At 65.3% G+C, this 16386-nt stretch carries 12 protein-coding genes and 1 pseudogene; 9 read left to right on the plus strand and 4 right to left on the minus strand.

From position 1 onward, the window contains the following. The first annotated feature begins 29 nt into the window (after positions 1 to 29). Positions 30 to 701, plus strand: a complete 672-nt coding sequence (locus I6F31_RS15440; RefSeq protein WP_036035538.1) for a hypothetical protein — start codon at positions 30 to 32, stop codon at positions 699 to 701. A gap of 20 nt (positions 702 to 721) precedes the next feature. Beyond that, positions 722 to 2872 carry an adenylate/guanylate cyclase domain-containing protein gene (locus tag I6F31_RS15445; protein ID WP_225185672.1) on the plus strand — a complete coding sequence of 717 codons (2151 nt, stop codon included), beginning with the start codon at positions 722 to 724 and terminating at the stop codon, positions 2870 to 2872. 203 nt (positions 2873 to 3075) lie between these two features. On the opposite strand, the gene pobA is transcribed toward I6F31_RS15445, so the two are convergent. After that, positions 3076 to 4248 (minus strand): 4-hydroxybenzoate 3-monooxygenase, encoded by a 1173-nt coding sequence (pobA, locus tag I6F31_RS15450; protein WP_225148881.1) that lies wholly within the window; start codon positions 4246 to 4248, stop codon positions 3076 to 3078. A 50-nt stretch (positions 4249 to 4298) separates the two neighbouring features. On the opposite strand from pobA, the gene I6F31_RS15455 reads away from it, so the two are divergent. Together I6F31_RS15455 and I6F31_RS15460 are read left to right on the plus strand one after the other, a co-directional pair. Further along, positions 4299 to 5204: a helix-turn-helix domain-containing protein gene (locus I6F31_RS15455; protein WP_109145101.1), complete on the plus strand. Its 906-nt coding sequence runs from the start codon at positions 4299 to 4301 to the stop codon at positions 5202 to 5204. A 345-nt stretch (positions 5205 to 5549) separates the two neighbouring features. After that, positions 5550 to 6161: an NYN domain-containing protein gene (locus tag I6F31_RS15460; protein WP_109145102.1), complete on the plus strand. Its 612-nt coding sequence runs from the start codon at positions 5550 to 5552 to the stop codon at positions 6159 to 6161. 23 nt (positions 6162 to 6184) lie between these two features. On the opposite strand, the gene pcaG is transcribed toward I6F31_RS15460, so the two are convergent. Both pcaG and pcaH read right to left on the minus strand, forming a co-directional pair. Continuing rightward, positions 6185 to 6811: a protocatechuate 3,4-dioxygenase subunit alpha gene (gene pcaG, locus I6F31_RS15465; protein WP_109145103.1), complete on the minus strand. Its 627-nt coding sequence runs from the start codon at positions 6809 to 6811 to the stop codon at positions 6185 to 6187. Positions 6812 to 6816: 5 nt separating this feature from the next. Further along, entirely contained in the window at positions 6817 to 7605 is a 789-nt protein-coding gene (gene pcaH, locus I6F31_RS15470) for a protocatechuate 3,4-dioxygenase subunit beta (protein WP_225185673.1), read from the minus strand. 90 nt (positions 7606 to 7695) lie between these two features. Here pcaH and I6F31_RS15475 point away from each other — a divergent pair, with 90 nt between their 5' ends. From I6F31_RS15475 to I6F31_RS15490, 3 genes and pseudogenes are all read left to right on the plus strand, one after another. Continuing rightward, complete coding sequence (locus I6F31_RS15475) at positions 7696 to 8625, plus strand: LysR family transcriptional regulator (protein WP_225146976.1); 930 nt, start codon at positions 7696 to 7698, stop codon at positions 8623 to 8625. Positions 8626 to 8724: 99 nt separating this feature from the next. Continuing rightward, positions 8725 to 10029 (plus strand): nicotinate phosphoribosyltransferase, encoded by a 1305-nt coding sequence (pncB, locus tag I6F31_RS15480; RefSeq protein ID WP_036011351.1) that lies wholly within the window; start codon positions 8725 to 8727, stop codon positions 10027 to 10029. 328 nt (positions 10030 to 10357) lie between these two features. Then, positions 10358 to 11670 (plus strand): annotated as a pseudogene (locus I6F31_RS15490) (GGDEF domain-containing protein). Positions 11671 to 11678: 8 nt separating this feature from the next. Here I6F31_RS15490 and I6F31_RS15495 read toward each other — a convergent pair. Beyond that, positions 11679 to 12299, minus strand: coding sequence for a TetR/AcrR family transcriptional regulator (locus I6F31_RS15495; RefSeq protein ID WP_225147065.1), 621 nt, complete (start codon positions 12297 to 12299; stop codon positions 11679 to 11681). Positions 12300 to 12350: 51 nt separating this feature from the next. On the opposite strand from I6F31_RS15495, the gene I6F31_RS36715 reads away from it, so the two are divergent. Beyond that, entirely contained in the window at positions 12351 to 12617 is a 267-nt protein-coding gene (locus I6F31_RS36715) for a hypothetical protein (RefSeq protein WP_074448103.1), read from the plus strand. Positions 12618 to 12959: 342 nt separating this feature from the next. Next, positions 12960 to 16364, plus strand: a complete 3405-nt coding sequence (locus I6F31_RS15500) for an acyl-[ACP]--phospholipid O-acyltransferase (RefSeq protein ID WP_225185676.1) — start codon at positions 12960 to 12962, stop codon at positions 16362 to 16364. Positions 16365 to 16386: the final 22 nt, after the last annotated feature.

A 16386-nucleotide genomic window follows, 5' to 3' on the forward strand; every position in this document is an offset into this window, starting at 1 on the left:
GAGCATCGTCGAATTGGATGAGAATTCCCATGAAAAGCCTGATCGGCGCCTGTGTCGGCGCATTCTGCCTTGCGGCCCCCGCTTGGGCGGAGACTCCCGCCGCGATCGTCGAGGACGTCCAGGGCAAGGTCGACGGCATCGCGTTCATGGATTACGTGGCGCCAGGCAAGATCATCAAGCTCGGGCCAAAGGCGAGCATCACGCTCAGCTACCTGAAATCCTGCCAGCGCGAGACCATCAGCGAAGGTGTCGTCCTGGTCGGCGCCGAGCAGAGCACCGTGCAGCTGGGCGAGGTCAAGCGGGAAAAGGTGCCCTGCGATACCAATGCGGCAAAACTGTCCGAGCGCGAGGCGAACCAGAGCGCCGCAACGACCTTCCGCACCGTGCGCTCGGACGCCAAGGGCGGACCGGCCAAGCTGCCGACGCTCTACGGCGTCTCGCCACTGGTGCAGGCCAAAGCCGGCGGCACGCTGGTGATCGAACGCACCGACGGCAAGGAGCCCACGATCAGCGTGCCGCTCAAGCGCGACGCCATGACCGGCGGCGGCAAGTTCTATGATTTCGCCAAGGCCGGAAAGACACTGACCCCGGGCGGCAGCTACCTCGCCATTCTCGGTGCCAAACGCTACACCTTCCAGATCGACGCCAGCGCCACCTCCTCGCCGACCCCGATCATCGGCCGCCTGCTGCGGCTCGAATAGGCGGACCTGGCGACGGGGCGATGCGGCGGATCGGGGGACGGGACATCGTTGCGGCAATCCTGATCGCGCTCCTTGCGGGCGCGATCTTCACGTCCCCGCCGCTGCAGACGCTGCAAGGCCTCTCGCTCGACATACTCACCGCGCTACGCGGCAAGCTCATCGGCGAGCGCCGCGATCCCGCGGCATCGCCGGTCGTCGTCGTGGCGATCGACGGCGAAACCTACGAGACCCCGCCCTTCAAGGGATCGCCGACGCAGACCTGGACGCGCGAGATCGGCCGGGTGCTCGGCAGTATCAGCGACGGCGGCGCCAAGGTGATCGGCTTCGACGTCATCTTCAAGAACTCGATCGAGCAATCCGAGATTCCCTTTGGCGACGCGCCGCTCGGCGCCCGGATGCGCGGATTTGACCGGGACTACCTGATCGCGCTGCGGCAGATCTCCGACAACGGCAAGCTCGTGCTCGGCGAGATCCTGAGCAACGACCATCCGGAAATGCCCTACCGTGCGCAGCGGCTGGCGGTGCGAAACAACGTCCGCGCGCTCAATGTCCACACCGACGCCGACGATGTCATCCGGCGGATGCCGCTCAGCTTCTCGATCGAGGGCAAGCCGGTGCCCACAATGGCGGCCGAGCTCGCCGCCCGCGCGCTCGGCGCGAAGGTCGAGATGGCGCCATCCGGCGCGGCTGGGCTGTCCGGCTACGCAATCCCGAGCACTGTACCGAACACGCTGACGCTCAACTTCCGCGACCTCAGCCGCGACGTTCCGACCTTCTCCTTTGCCGATCTGCGCGCCTGCGTCGAAAAAGACGACCGCGATTTCTTCCGGCGCGCCTTCGAGGGCAAGGTCGTGCTGCTCGGGACCGTCCTCAACTTCGAGGACCGCAAGCTCACCTCGATGCGCCTGTCCGGCGGCTATGACGGAACGCCGTCGGCGCGATGTGCCCTGCCCGCGGCCGCCGGCACCGCGCAAAAGCCCCGCAGCGACGTCGCCGGTGTGTTCGTGCACGCCGCTGCGGTCCGAAACCTGATCGAGCGCGATGCCGTGACCGAGCTCGGCTTTCCCTCGCGCGCCCTTCTCACGATCGCGTTCGCGGCCGTCATCGCCTGCGCGGCCGGCGTGTTTGCGCCGAGCGGCGCCCTGATCGCCTGGCTCGGTCTCACGATCGCCTACGCGGTCGCTGCCGTCGGCGCATTCGTCCATGCCTTGGCGCTGCCGCTGACCGAGCCGGCGCTCGCCAGCCTTGCCGCGCTCGCGATCATGATCGGCTATCGCTTCGTGCTGGCCGACCGCGACGAGCGCTTCCTGCGCAAGAGCTTTGCCTTTTACCTGGCGCCCGAGGTGATCGAGACCATGGTGGCCTCCGGCAAGATGCCGGCGCTCGGCGGCGAGATGCGCAACGTCACCATGTTCTTCTCCGACCTCAGCGGTTTCTCGTCGATCGCCGAGACGATGACGCCGGTCGAGCTGGTGACGCTGATGAACGAATATCTGTCCGCCATGACCGACATCATCGAAGGTCATGGCGGTTACGTCGACAAATATATCGGCGATTCCATCGTCGCCATGTTCGGCGCCCCGGCCGACGATCCCGCCCACGCGCGCAATGCGGTGCGTGCTGCGCTGAAGTGCCACGAGACGCTGGCCGAGCTCAATGAAGGCCATCCCGCCTTCGCCGGTCACGGCCTGTCGCACCGTATCGGGCTCAACAGCGGCGAAGCCGTGGTCGGCAATATCGGCTCGCGCCGCCGCTTCAACTACACCGTGATGAGCGACACCGTGAACGTCGCCTCGCGGCTCGAAGGCGCCAACAAATATTACGGCACCGCGATCATGGCCTCGGAAACCACGATGGCGCAGACCGGCGATAGCTTCGCCTGGCGCGAGCTCGATGCGATCAGGGTGCAGGGACGCGGCGAGGCGACCAGGGTGTTCGAGCCGCTGGCGGAAACCGGCGCGGAAAGCGCCGAGCAGGCCAAGGTCGCCGCAGCCTATGCGGAAGGGCTGGCGTGCTGGCGGGCACGGGAGTTTGCCAAGGCGGCCGACGCGTTCGAGGGAGTGGCGGAAGTTGATCCGGCGTCCGCGCTGTTCGCAAAACGCGCAAATGCATTGACTGCCAATCCGCCGCCGCCGGAGTGGACGCCGGTGAACACGCTGGAAGGAAAGTAGCGACGTCAACCGCGGGCGTACTTGCCCTCTCCCCTTGTGGGAGAGGGTGGCTCGCCGCGTAGCGGCGAGACGGGTGAGGGGTCTCTCTCCGCGCGCGCTTCTCTCAATAAGCCCGCGGAGAGAGACCCCTCATCCGGCGCTTCGCGCCACCTTCTCCCACAAGGGGAGAAGGAAGAGAACGTCCGCATCGCTCGCCTCAGAATTCAGAACGGCAGCCCCGTATAATTCTCCGCAAGCAGACGCTGCGCCGTCTCGGACGAGAGCAGGTAGTCGAGCTCCGTCTGCTGCAGACGATCCTCATATTCGATCCGGTCGGGGAAGCGGTGCAGCATCATCGTCATCCACCAGGAGAAGCGTTGTGCCTTCCAGATTCGCGCGAGCGCCTTGGCGGAATAGCCCTTGAGACCGGCATCGTCGCCGCTCTGATAATGCGCGAGCAGCGCGTGATAGAGATAGTAGATGTCGGACGCCGCGCTGTTCAATCCGCGCGCGCCGGTCGGCGGCACGATGTGCGCGGCATCGCCGGCGAGGAAAAGGCGACCATAGCTCATCGGCTCGGCGACGAAGCTGCGCAAGGGCGCGATGCTCTTCTCGATCGACGGGCCGGTGATCAGGCGGCCGGCGACCTCGTCCGGCAGGCGGCGCTTCAGCTCGGCCCAGAACGCATCGTCGCTCCAATCCTCCACCTTGTCGGTCAAAGGCACCTGGATGTAGTAGCGGCTCAGCACCTGCGAGCGCAGCGAGCACAGTGCAAAGCCGCGCTCGTGCTTCACGTAGATCAGCTCGGGCGATACCGGTTTCGTGCGCGACAGCACGCCGAGCCAGCCGAACGGATAGACCTTCTCATATTCGCGCAGCACGTCCTTCGGGATCGACTTGCGGCTGACGCCATGGAAGCCGTCGGCGCCGACGATGTAGTCGCAATCGACGCGGAGCGTCTGCCCGTTCGAGCGATACGTCACATAGGGCCGATCCGACGTCAGATCGTGCGGCGTGACGTCCTCGGCATTGTGCACGACCTTGCCGCCGATCCGGTCGCGTGCCTCGTAGAGGTCGCGCGTCAGCTCGGTCTGGCCGTAGACCAGGACCGAATTGCCGCCGGAATGCCTGTGCAGGTCGATGTGGGAGAGCACGCCGTCATGGGCGATCTCGAAGCCGTTGTGGATCTCGCCCTCGCGGTCCATCCGCTCGCCGCATTGCGCTTCGCGCATCAGCTTCGCAAAGCCGTGCTCGAGCACGCCGGCGCGGATCCGGGCCAGCACGTGGTCGCGGCTGTATTTCTCCAGCACGATGGTGTCGATGCCCTTGAGGTGCAGGAGCTGGGACAGCAACAGCCCGGACGGCCCGCCGCCGATGATACAGACCTGAACTTTCATTTTTGCGTCCTCCCGTCGGCATTTTTTTGCATACGTTAAGGCGCAAGCCGATGGAGGGTTTCGCCTTTGTCTTGTACTATTCGAACATGAGAAGCGCGGCCCCCGCCCCGGCCATCCGGGTCTACAATCTGTTCGGCGAGTCCGGCGATCTGCCCGATGTCGTGCATTGCGAGACGATCGCCTCGCGTTCGGTGCTGCACGACTGGACGCTGGCCGTGCACCGCCATGCCCGGCTGCACCAGGTGCTGCTGATTGAGCGCGGAGGCGGCGAGGCGACGCTCGATGGGCGCGTGGTGCCGCTGAGGCCGATGCAGATCGTCAACGTGCCGGTCGGCCACGTCCACGGCTTCCGCTTCGAGCCCGACACGCAAGGCTGGGTGTTGACCATCGCCGCGGAGATCCTCGACGAAGCGCTGCTCGCCGCCGAGGGCCTGCGCGGTGCGCTGTCGCGGTCGGCGGTGGTGCGCGGCACGCCGCAGATCCGCGCCACGATGAAGCAGATTTTCGCCGAGCACGCCGCGCGCGACTTCGGCCGCGCGCATGTGCTCCGCGCCTTGTCGTCGGCCATGATCGGGCTCGTGGCCCGCGCGCTCACGGGCGAGAGCGGCGGCAACGGCACCGCGGAAAGCGGGTTGTTCCGCCGCTTCGAGGCGCTGCTGGAGCAGCATCATCTGGAGCGCTGGAGCGTCGCCGACTATGCCGAGGCGCTGTCGGTGACACCGACGCATCTCAACCGGATCACGCGGGCGGCGACCGGCGACACCGCCTCGCATCTGATCCTCAACCGACTGATCCGGGAGGCGCGGCGCAACCTCGTCTACACCAACCTGCCGGTCTCGACCATCGCCTACGCCCTCGGCTTCGAGGACCCCGCCTATTTCAGCCGGGTCTACGCCGCCGCCACGGGGGTCTCACCGCGCGCCTTTCGCGCCCGGCTCCATGGCGGCGAAGGCTGAACCACCGGACAAAGGATCAGGGCACGTCTGATCGACGCGCCTGGGATCCGCGATGTCTCTCGTTGCCACTTACCTTCGTATATAGCGCCCCATCCTTTGGATAGAGGCGCTTTACCTCCGTACAATTGAGCGGGACACGCCCTCGCCCTAGCGTCACAGCATTCGGCGCCCTGGCGCTGGTGGCATGGAACCTCCCTAACCTCGGCGCAAGGCGGCCACCCCTGTCCGGTCGTCTGCGCCGCCTTTTCAGCAAAGCCATCGGCGCCTTCAGTTATTCCCGCCGATACGCCGCGCCATTTCGGCTGGACGGTCGGCTTTCGTGCCGAACCTGGGGAGTTGTGCATAATGTCTTCGCTTGGGAAGAGCGCGCTCTTTATCGACGGCTCCAATTTCCATGCCACCGCCAAGGCGCTCGGCTTCGAGATCGACTACAGACGCCTGCTCAGTGAATTTCAAAGCCGAGCTACGCTGTTACGGGCCTTCTACTACACGACCATCATCGAGGATCAGGAATATTCGTCGATCCGCCCCTTGATCGATTGGCTCGACTACAACGGCTTCACCGTCGTCACCAAACTCGCCAAGGAGTTCGTCGACCCCGCTACCGGCCGCCGCAAGGTGAAGGGCAGCATGGATGTGGACCTCGCCGTAAGCGCGATGGAGCTTGCCCAGCACGTCGATCAGATCGTGTTGTGCTCGGGCGATGGGGATTTCCGTTCGCTGGTCGAAGCCTTGCAACGCCGCGGCGTCCGCGTGACCGTCGTCTCCACACTTTCCACTCAGCCGCCCATGATCGCCGACGACCTGCGCCGGCAGGCGGACATATTCATCGATCTGGTGGAGTTGAAACCAAAAGTGGGGCGCGATCCACCCGATCGACCGGTATCGCGCGAAATGCGGCAGCCACCGCAATTCCTCGCGCGCGGAACGATCAGGCGCGACGACCGGGTGGAATGATCGGAGGACGGCCGCCCGGCACCTCACACGTCGAAGAACACCGTCTCCTCCGGCCCCTGCAGATTGATCGTGAAGGAATACACGACCTTGCCGGCGCGCTCGCTGCGGGTTGCGATCAATGTCTTGCGGCGCACCGGCTGCTCGATGAGGTTGAGCACGGGATCGGCGGCGTTGGCCGCCTCTTCGTCCGAGAAATAGAGCCGCGTGTTGAGGCCGATGTTGATTCCGCGGGCGACGATCCAGAGGTTGACGTGCGGCGCGCATTTGCGCCCCGTCCTGTCGGTGATCGCGCCCGGCTTGATGGTCTCGAAGGTGACGAGGCCGCTGTCGAAGTCGGAGCCGGCGCGGCCCCAGCCGCGAAACTCGTCCTCCAGCGCGCCGGCGGAGCGATCGGCGGGGTGGTTGTAGCGGCCGGCCGCATTCGCCTGCCAGATCTCCAGCAGCACGTCGCGCAGCGGCGTGCCGGTGCCGTCGAGCACCTTGCCCTCCAGCGTGATGCGCTCGCCTTTGGTGTTCGGGCTCACCAGCACGTTGGAGAAGTTCTTCTCGAAGATGTCGAAGCCGGCCATGGCCGGGATCAGGCCGATATGGACGTAGGGCCCGGCGGTCTGCGAGGCGGTTTCCTTGAGATAGTTGAGCGGTTGCGGCATGGGCGTTAGTTCCCCGCGGTGCGATTTTCGAAATAGGTGGAGCGCTGGCCGCGCAGCACGATGTCGAAGCGGTAGGCGAGCGAGTCGAACGGCGTCGAGGCGTTGAGGTCGAGCGGCGCCACGAGGTGGTCGAGCGCGTCCTTGTCCGGGATCGTGGTCAGGATCGGGCAGACCGGGATCAGCGGATCGCCTTCGAAATACATCTGCGTGATCAGCCGCTGCGCAAAGCCCGAGCCGAACACCGAGAAGTGGATATGGGCGGGGCGCCAGCTGTTGACGTAGTTGCGCCAGGGATAGGGGCCCGGCTTCACGGTGCGGAAGTAATAGTAGCCGGTGTCGTCGGTGAGCGCGCGGCCGCAGCCGCCGAAATTCGGATCGATCGGCGCCAGATAGGTGTCCTTCTTGTGCCGGTAGCGGCCGCCGGCATTGGCCTGCCAGAACTCGACCAGCGTGTTCGGAACGCCCCGGCCGGTCTCGTCCAGCACGCGGCCGTGGACGATGATGCGCTCGCCGACGGGATCGCCGTCCTTGGCGTAGTTGCGGATCAAATCATTGTCGAGCGGGCCGAGATCGTTGTGGCCGAACACCGGCCCCGTGATATCCGAGATCGAGTTCTCCAAGGACAGCAGCGACTGGCGCGGCGAGCGCAGCACCGAGGACTTGTAGCCTGGCGCATGCGCCGGCGGATGGATCGCGCGGTCGCGCTGGAAGAAGCCGCCGTCGCCGAGCGGCGGCGTCAAGGGCTCGGGACGATTGAGGCGGGGATCCCGCAAGGCTGGCGCCTGGGCATTCATCGGCGTTGTCTCTCCCTGGGAGCCGGAATCGGGCCGGCTTATCGGGAGAGCATGAGCCAGCCTATTCTCAAAATAAATAGATGAATTATAATGAATTGCATGAAGGAAATCGATCATTTGGCGCTCGACGGCCATGCCCTCGAGCTGTTCCTGGCGGTGCTGGAGGAAGGCTCGGTGACGGCGGCAGCGACGCGGCTCGGCCTCACCCAGTCTGCCGTCAGCCACGGGTTGAACAAGCTGCGGCGGATCGCCGGCGATCCGCTGTTCGCCAAGTCCGGCCGTGGCATCGTTGCGACGGCCCATGCGCAGGCACTGGCCGGCAAGGCACGCGCGCTGATCGACGAGATGCGCAGCTTCGCCGGCGGCGTCAGCTTTGAGCCGCCCCGCGCACAGCTGTCGCTGACGATCGCCGCCAACGACTTCCAGCGCGACCTGCTGTTGCCGCGGTTCTTCGATCACGTCGCCGCACAAGTGAAGAGCCTGAACCTGCGCGTGATCCCCTCGCAATCGCCCTCGCCCGCGATGCTGCGCGAAAACCGCTGCGACCTCCTGATCACGCCGCTGCCGCCGTCGGGCGTCGACATCGTGCAGAAGCGGCTGCTGAGGGATCACTACGTCTGCTACTACGATCCCAAAGCGCGCGCAGCGCCGGCCAGCCGCAGCGCTTATCTCGCGGCGCGTCACATCACCGTGGTCTATACCGACAATGAGCGGCTCGACTTCGACCGCCGGCTGGCAGCGAACGGGCTCCACCGCGACATCGCGATCTCCGTGCCGAGCTTCTCCGGCGTGCCGTCGTTCCTGCGCGGCTCACAGATGCTGGCGAGCATGCCGAGCCTGCTCGCGTCCGGCGTAATGCGTGGCTTTACGCAAACACCGATCCCGCTGGCGTCGCGCACGAAGACCCTGGCCGAGCTGCCGATGTTCATGGTCTGGCACCAGCGCTACCAGAAGGACCCGGCCCACCGCTGGGTCAGGAGCCAACTCGAGGCCGTCGCGGCGACGGCCGCCACGTTCTGACCTGCCGTTCTCATGTCCTGATATCAGGCGCCGCGCTCCGCAAGACTGCCTTTCCCAAACCCACTAGTTGCGCAGGGGGAGCCGCGCTAAAATCCCCCCATGACAGTGACTGACATTGCGAACCGGACCTACAATCACAGCTGGCGGCTGGATCCCATTATCCGCAGCCTGCTCGATACCGACTTCTACAAACTATTGATGTTGCAGATGATTCGGGAGGATTACCCGAGTCAGAATGTGACCTTCTCGGTCATCAACCGCTCGCGCCATGTGCGCCTTGCGGAGATCATCGACGAGGGCGAGCTGCGCGCCCAGCTCGACCATGCCCGCACCATCCGCTTCACCAAGAAGGAGCTGATCTGGCTGGCCGGCAACACCTTCTACGGCAAGACCCATATGTTCTCGGCGGATTTCATCCGCTGGCTGGCGGAATTCCGCCTTCCCGAATACGAGCTGCGCAAGGTCGAGGGCCAGTACGAGCTGCATTTTCACGGGCCCTGGACCCACACCACGATGTGGGAGATTCCGGCGCTTGCGATCCTCAACGAGCTGCGTTCGCGTGCGGCCATGAAGGGCCGCGGCCGCTTCGAGCTCGACGTGCTCTACGCCCGCGCCAAGGCCAAGTTGTGGACCAAGGTCGAACGGCTGCGCCAGCTCGAGAACCTGCGGCTCTCCGACTTCGGCACGCGTCGCCGCCACGGCTTCCTCTGGCAGCGCTGGTGCGTCGAGGCGGTGAAGGAAGGCCTCGGCCCCTCCTTCATCGGCACCTCCAACGTGCTTCTCGCGATGGACAACGATCTCGAAGCCATCGGCACCAACGCGCACGAGCTGCCGATGGTGGCCGCCGCGCTCGCCAGGGACGACGAGGAATTGCGCTGGGCGCCCTACCGCATTCTCGACCAGTGGCGTCAGACTTACGGCGGCAACCTCCTGATCGCGCTGCCCGACGCCTTCGGTACCAGGACCTTCCTCCGCGATGCACCGGAATGGGTCGCCGATTGGACCGGCTTCCGCCCCGACAGCGCGCCGCCGATCCAGGCTGGGGAGGAGATCATCGCCTGGTGGCAGAAGCAGGGTCGCAACCCCAAGGACAAGCTGCTCGTCTTCTCCGACGCGATGGACGTCGGCTCGATCGAGGACACCTATCGCCACTTCGCAGGGCGCGTGCGGCTCTCCTTTGGCTGGGGCACCAACCTCACCAACGATTTCGTCGGCTGCACGCCGGACGGCTCGATCAGCCTCGATCCGATCTCGCTGGTCTGCAAGGTCTCATCAGTCGACGGCCGTCCGGCCGTCAAGCTCTCCGACAATCCGGAGAAGGCGACCGGCCTGCCCTCGGAAATCGAGCGTTATCTGCGCGTGTTCGGCGACGCCGGTCGCGTACGCAAGCCGGTGCTGGTGTAGGACACACGTCCACGGAGAGCGTGTAGCGCCCGTCCGCCGCTACGTCGTCATTGCGAAGAGCTCTTGCGACGAAGCAATCCAGAATGATGCCGCGGAGGCAGGCTGGATTGCTTCGCTGCGCTCGCAATGACAAGGCATTGGTTCGCGATATCACATCAGCTCCGATTTCGCGGCATTTGAAACGATCTGCGCGCATCCACGTCACATTACCTTCACCCTCCGTCACAATCCCTCGCACTTTTCAGGTCCAGTTAAGCAACCATCTCGTCTACTTTGCGTTGCAGGCGCAACGCCCCTGCCGGGCGCGTCGATCGACTTGGGGACTGGTGTGTTTCGCAGAACAGCGGCGTCGGCGGAGGGCGGCAACCTCCTTCACGTCATCAAGCTCGTCTCGCCTTTCGTGATGGTCGTCGTGCTGCAGGCGGCGATCGCCGGATTCAGTCTCGAGGTGATGTCGTCGGTCCGCGCCTATGTCGCCGGCGAAGCACTCTGGTCGCGCTCGCAGAAGAACGCGGTCTACTTCCTCAATCTCTATCTGCATTCGGGCGAACCGAGCCAGTTCGCGCAATATCAGGCTTCACTCGCCGTCCCCATCGGCGATGAGTTCGCGCGCTGGGCGCTGGAACGCGATCCGGTCGACGTCGAGGCCGCCAGGTCGGCTTTCTCCAAGGCGGCAACCATCCCGATGACGTCCCGGGACTGATCTGGCTGTTTCGCTATTTCAATCGCGTCAGCTTCCTCCAGGACGCGATCAGGGAATGGACCGCCACCGATCCCATGCTGCTGGAGCTCAGCGTGTTCGGCGAGGTCATCCGATCCGAGCTGAAGAAAGGTCCCATTCAGGACGACGACCGCCTGCAATTCCTGTCGTCGCGGCTATCGGAGCTCAATGCCCAGTTCACGGTGCACGCCAAGCAATTCTCCACCGTCCTCGGCGAAGGATCCCGGGCGATCAAGCTGACGCTGACGGGCATCAACATCATCACGGCTGCGGCGCTGATCCTGCTCCTGATCTGGCATACGCGGCGCCTGGTGCGGCAACGGCAGACCTTCGAAGACGCCTTGCATGCCGAGAAGGAGCGCCTGGCCTGGCAGGCATCGCATGATTGGTTGACCGGCCTCTCCAACCGCCGCGCCTTCGAGGCGCGCCTGCAAGCCGAGCTGGACAATGCCGCAGCGGGTGCGCTCGCCCTCATCCTGCTCGACCTCGACCAGTTCAAGAGCGTCAACGACAGTTGCGGCCACCTCGCCGGCGACCGCCTGCTCTGCCAGGTCTCGCGCCTGCTGCAGCAGGACCGGCATGCGCATGATCTGGTGGCCCGGCTCGGCGGCGACGAATTCGGCCTGATCCTGCCGCGATGCTCGCCCTTCGATGCCGTCGACATCGCCGAGCGTCTGCGCCGGTCGCTGGAGCTGTTCAATTTCGCCTGGGACGACCGTTGCTTTGCCGTGACCGCCAGCATCGGCGTCGCCTGCATCGCCGACGGCAACATCACGCTCGAGGATGCGATGCGACGCGCGGATGCGGCCTGCTACCGCGCCAAGGAAAAGGGCCGCAACCGCGTTCAGGTCGAGAACGGGCGATCGGACGTTGTCGTCGTTGCGCCACGCCCGCGCGAAGCGGTCGCTGCACGAGGGTAATGGCATCGTCACCGCAGGGGCGGAATTCCAAGTCCTGCGAGATGGGTGTCGACGAATTGTTCGATCTGCTGGCGCAGCATCTGCGACGGCACGGCCACCATGCGCTCCTCGAGGCCGAGCGAGATGATGCCATGCACGGCGGAAAACAGCGTGCGCGACAGCAGCGCAATCTTCACGTCGTCCGCATCCGGCAATAGCCGCACCAGGGGCGGATGCATCAGCGCGAACGCATCCATCACCATCTGGAGGATGTCGTCCGGATAGGGGCGATCGTCCTCCATCCGATGCTCGAACAGGGAACGCAGCAAATTGGCGTGTGCGGCGAAGAAGTCGAGATAAGTCTCGGCGAGCCCATAAAGCTGGCGGACCGGATCCTCGGCGGGAACAGCACGGAGCCGGGCCGTGAGCGCCTGAACCGTTTCCCGGTTCACCGTCAGAATGACCCCGTCGAAGTCGCCAAACTCGTTATAGACGCTGCCGACCGAGCAGCCGGCCGCCTCGGCAACATCCCGAACCTTCAATGATCTCAGCCCCTTAGCTGAGATGATGCCGCGGGCAATTTCGACGATCTGGAGCCGGCGCCGAAATTTTTTCTGGTCGCGCAGCGATTCTTCTTGAACATTGTTCATTTTCAAGCTACTCATGTGAACATTGTTCAATCTAACCCGGAGACCTGGAAAATGCAAACCCTTGCTGTCGATATCGCCACCACCTTCGTCGATGACGCCGCCGCCCTCGTCGCCGGCTTTGGCCGGGCCCTGCTGCGGCTGGCCATGGCCCCGGTCAATCGCATCGCCAACGCCTGCGACGTTGCCGGTGTGCTCGCCGAACGCCGGGCGACTCTTCGGATGTGGCGGGCGAGCCGTGCCCGTGCCCGTCACGAGGGCCGCCGGTTCAGCCTGCTCGGCCGCTTCTCGCCGTTTCGCCACCTCGCCCATCTCACCTGAGGCGCGCACGCGGGTCGGCTCGAATGCAAGCGCCGGCTGCAAGGATGGACTTAACCATGTCCGGACGGGCGTGGCCGATCCGGCGGATTTCGACGATGCGGTTCAGTCTTTCCTTCATCGCCCGGCGCCATATCCGGGCGAGCGAGGCCGCTCCGCCCGGCCTCGACCGGATATTTGCGAACCTAACGATGCCGATTGGAGACCAACAGGATCGGAGGAACCGAGGGGACAGAGCAGGCCAGCAACTTCGTTGCCGCGCAATCGTTCGCCCTATGCTTCCGGTCGTGACGTTTCACAGACAACGTAACAACCTCAGTCTGCCTTGCCAAAACAGGACCAGTCATGATCAGGGAATTGATGTCGTCACGCCGCTTTGCGCCGCTGTTCTGGGCGCAATTCTTCTCGGCGCTCAATGACAACGTGCTCAAGAATGCGCTCGTCATCATCCTGCTCTACAGCGCGGCAACGAGCCACGGCGATGCGCTGGTGACGGTGGCAGGCGCCGTCTTCATCTTCCCCTACTTCATCCTGTCCGGGCTCGGCGGCCAGCTCGCCGACAAATACGTCAAATCCGTCGTCGCAAGGCGGCTCAAATTCGTCGAGATCTTTGCAGCCTGCTTCGCCGCTGCCGGCTTCTTCCTGCATTCGGTGCCGCTCTTGTTCGCAGCGCTCGCACTGTTCGGTACCATCGCCGCGCTGTTTGGCCCGGTGAAATACGCGATGCTGCCGGACCAGCTCGAGCTCGGCGAACTCGCGACCGGCAACGCGCTGGTCGAAGGCGCGACCTTCATGGCGATCCTGCTCGGTACCGTCGCGGGCGGCCAGTTCGTCGCCGGCTCCGCGCATATGGGCTGGGTCGCATCCGCCGTGGTCGTGCTGGCCGTGTTGTCCTGGGCGTTCGCGTCCCGCATTCCGCAGACGACGCCCTCCGCGCCTGAGCTGCCCGTCGACGCCAATCCCTGGACGTCGACGGTGAGCCTGCTCAGGACGCTTCGTGCCGACCATCGCCTCTGGGACGGCACCGTGATCGTCTCCTGGTTCTGGCTGGTCGGCGCCATCGTGCTGTCGCTGCTGCCGGCGCTGATCAAGGACGTCGTCGGCGGCACCGAGGGCGTCGTGACGCTGTGCCTTGCCATCTTCGCGATCGGCATCGCGATCGGCTCGCTGTTTGCCGCCAGCCTCAGCCACGTTCGCCCGAACCTCGCGCTGGTGCCGATCGGCGCCATCATCATGGGCTTTGCCGGCCTCGATCTCGCCTGGGCCATCGGCGTCACCGCAAAGGGGCACGAGATCACCGCGCTCGGCTTCGCGACTTCGTTCGGTGGCCTGCGCATGCTGGCCGACTTCGTCGCCTTCGCCTTCGGCGGCGGCCTGTTCGTCGTGCCGTCCTTTGCCGCGGTCCAGGCCTGGTCGCAACCTTCCGAACGCGCCCGCATCATCGCCGCCGGCAACGTGCTGCAGGCTGCCTTCATGGTGGTCGGCTCGCTGTTCGTCGCGCTATTGCAGGCGGCCGGTCTGCATATCGGTTGGATCTTCTTCGGCCTCGGCGTCGCCAGCTTCGGCGCGGTGTGGTTCGTGCTGACCAAGTGGGGCAAGGAAGGCGTGCGCGATGCCGGCGGGCTTCTGTTCCGCGCCCTGTTCCGTACCGAGGTGCGCGGCCTCGAAAACCTGCCGCCTCCCGGCACGCGCATGCTGATCGCGCCGAACCATGTCAGCCTGATCGACGGCCCGCTGCTGCACGCCGTGCTGCCGATCGACGCGAGCTTTGCGGTCGACACCGGCATCGCCAAGGCCTGGTGGGCCAAGCCGTTCCTGCGCGCCGTCAAGCACTACACTATGGACCCGACCAAGCCGCTGGCTGCGCGCGACCTGATCAAGCTGGTGGCGGCGGGCGAGCCTGTCGTGATCTTCCCTGAGGGACGCATCACCGTCTCCGGCTCGCTGATGAAGGTGTATGACGGCACCGCGATGATCGCGGACAAGGCCGACGCCGTGGTCGTGCCGGTCCGGATCGAAGGTGCGCAACGCTCCTATCTCAGCTATCTCAACTCCAGCCAGATCAAGCGGTCCTGGTTTCCGCGCGTGACGGTGACGATCCTACCGCCGGTCAAGCTTCCGGTCGACGAAACGCTGAAGGGCAAGGCCCGCCGCAACGCCGCCGGCGCCGCGCTGCAGGACGTCATGATCGACGCCCTCGTCAAGAACGCCATGCTCGATCACACGCTGTTCGAAGCCCTCGGACACGCCTATCGCGACCGCGACACCGGCAAGGTCATCATCGAGGACGCGCTCGGCACCAAGCTGACTTATCGCAAGCTGATCCTCGGCGCGCAGGTCCTGAGCCGCAAGCTCGAGAACGGCACCGCAACCGGCGAGAATGTCGGCGTGCTGCTGCCGAACTCCGCGGGCGTCGCCGTCGTCTTCATGGCGCTGCAGAACAGCGGCCGGGTGCCGGCGATGCTCAATTTCTCGGCCGGTCCGGTCAACGTGCTCGCCGCCATGAAGGCCGCGCAGGTCAAGACCGTGCTGACGTCGAAGGCCTTCATCGAGAAAGGCAAGCTCGACAAGCTGATGACTGCGATCTCCGCGGAGGCACGCGTCGTCTATCTCGAGGACGTCCGCGCCTCGATCAGCCTCGCCGACAAGATCAAGGGCCTGCTCGCGGGCACGACGCCGCGCGTGCCCCGCCAGGCCAACGATCCCGCCGTCGTGCTGTTCACGTCGGGCTCGGAAGGTACGCCCAAGGGCGTGGTGCTGTCCCACCGCAACATCCTCGCCAACGCGGCGCAGGCGCTGGCGCGGGTCGATGCCAATGCCAACGACAAGGTGTTCAACGTGTTGCCGGTGTTCCACTCGTTTGGACTCACGGGCGGAATGATGATGCCGATGCTGGCGGGCATTCCGATCTACATGTATCCCTCGCCGCTGCACTACCGGATCGTGCCCGAGCTGATCTACCAGACCGGCGCTACGATCCTGTTCGGCACGGATACGTTCCTGACCGGCTATGCGCGCTCGGCGCACGCTTACGACTTCCGCACCCTGCGCCTCGTCATCGCCGGCGCCGAGGCGGTCAAGGACCGCACGCGGCAGGTCTTCATGGAGCGCTACGGCATTCGCATCCTCGAAGGCTACGGCGTCACCGAGACGGCGCCGGTGCTGGCGATGAACACGCCGATGGCCAACCGCCCCGGCACCGTCGGCCGTCTCTCGCCGCTGATGGAAAGCCGTCTCGATCCGGTCCCCGGCATCGAGGAAGGCGGACGCCTCTCGGTGCGCGGCCCGAACGTGATGCTCGGCTACCTCAGGGCCGAAAATCCCGGCGTGCTCGAAAAGCTCCCCGACGGCTGGCACGACACCGGCGACATCGTTTCGATCGACCCGGCCGGCTTCATCACCATCAAGGGCCGCGCCAAGCGCTTTGCCAAGATCGCGGGCGAAATGGTCTCGCTGTCGGCGGTCGAAGCCATCGCGACGGCGTTGTGGCCGCAGGCCGCATCGATCGCCGTGTCGATCCCCGACCAGCGCAAGGGCGAGCGCATCGTGCTGCTGACGACCGAGAAGAACGCCGAGCGCAGCGCGATGCAGGCCCAGGCCAAGGCGATCGGCGCCTCCGAGCTGACCGTGCCCGCTGCGATCATGGTGGTCGACAAGGTGCCGCTGCTCGGCACCGGCAAGACCGACTATGTCACGGCCACGACGATGGCCCGCGAGCAGGGATCCCCGCCCGAGCGCGAGGTGGCGTAAGAGGTTGCGAGACGGGCGGCGC

This window comes from Bradyrhizobium sp. NBAIM01 (assembly GCF_020194115.1).
GTDB lineage: Bacteria > Pseudomonadota > Alphaproteobacteria > Rhizobiales > Xanthobacteraceae > Bradyrhizobium > Bradyrhizobium yuanmingense.

What these genes read in the sequence shown, in the direction of transcription:
- I6F31_RS15440 (WP_036035538.1), top strand. Translation starts at nt 30, where the DNA reads ATGAAAAGCCTGATCGGCGCCTGTGTCGGCGCATTCTGCCTTGCGGCC.
- I6F31_RS15445 (WP_225185672.1), top strand. Translation starts at nt 722, where the DNA reads ATGCGGCGGATCGGGGGACGGGACATCGTTGCGGCAATCCTGATCGCG.
- pobA (WP_225148881.1), bottom strand. Translation starts at nt 4,248, where the DNA reads ATGAAAGTTCAGGTCTGTATCATCGGCGGCGGGCCGTCCGGGCTGTTG.
- I6F31_RS15455 (WP_109145101.1), top strand. Translation starts at nt 4,299, where the DNA reads ATGGAGGGTTTCGCCTTTGTCTTGTACTATTCGAACATGAGAAGCGCG.
- I6F31_RS15460 (WP_109145102.1), top strand. Translation starts at nt 5,550, where the DNA reads ATGTCTTCGCTTGGGAAGAGCGCGCTCTTTATCGACGGCTCCAATTTC.
- pcaG (WP_109145103.1), bottom strand. Translation starts at nt 6,811, where the DNA reads ATGCCGCAACCGCTCAACTATCTCAAGGAAACCGCCTCGCAGACCGCC.
- pcaH (WP_225185673.1), bottom strand. Translation starts at nt 7,605, where the DNA reads ATGAATGCCCAGGCGCCAGCCTTGCGGGATCCCCGCCTCAATCGTCCC.
- I6F31_RS15475 (WP_225146976.1), top strand. Translation starts at nt 7,696, where the DNA reads ATGAATTGCATGAAGGAAATCGATCATTTGGCGCTCGACGGCCATGCC.
- pncB (WP_036011351.1), top strand. Translation starts at nt 8,725, where the DNA reads ATGACAGTGACTGACATTGCGAACCGGACCTACAATCACAGCTGGCGG.
- I6F31_RS15495 (WP_225147065.1), bottom strand. Translation starts at nt 12,299, where the DNA reads ATGAACAATGTTCAAGAAGAATCGCTGCGCGACCAGAAAAAATTTCGG.
- I6F31_RS36715 (WP_074448103.1), top strand. Translation starts at nt 12,351, where the DNA reads ATGCAAACCCTTGCTGTCGATATCGCCACCACCTTCGTCGATGACGCC.
- I6F31_RS15500 (WP_225185676.1), top strand. Translation starts at nt 12,960, where the DNA reads ATGATCAGGGAATTGATGTCGTCACGCCGCTTTGCGCCGCTGTTCTGG.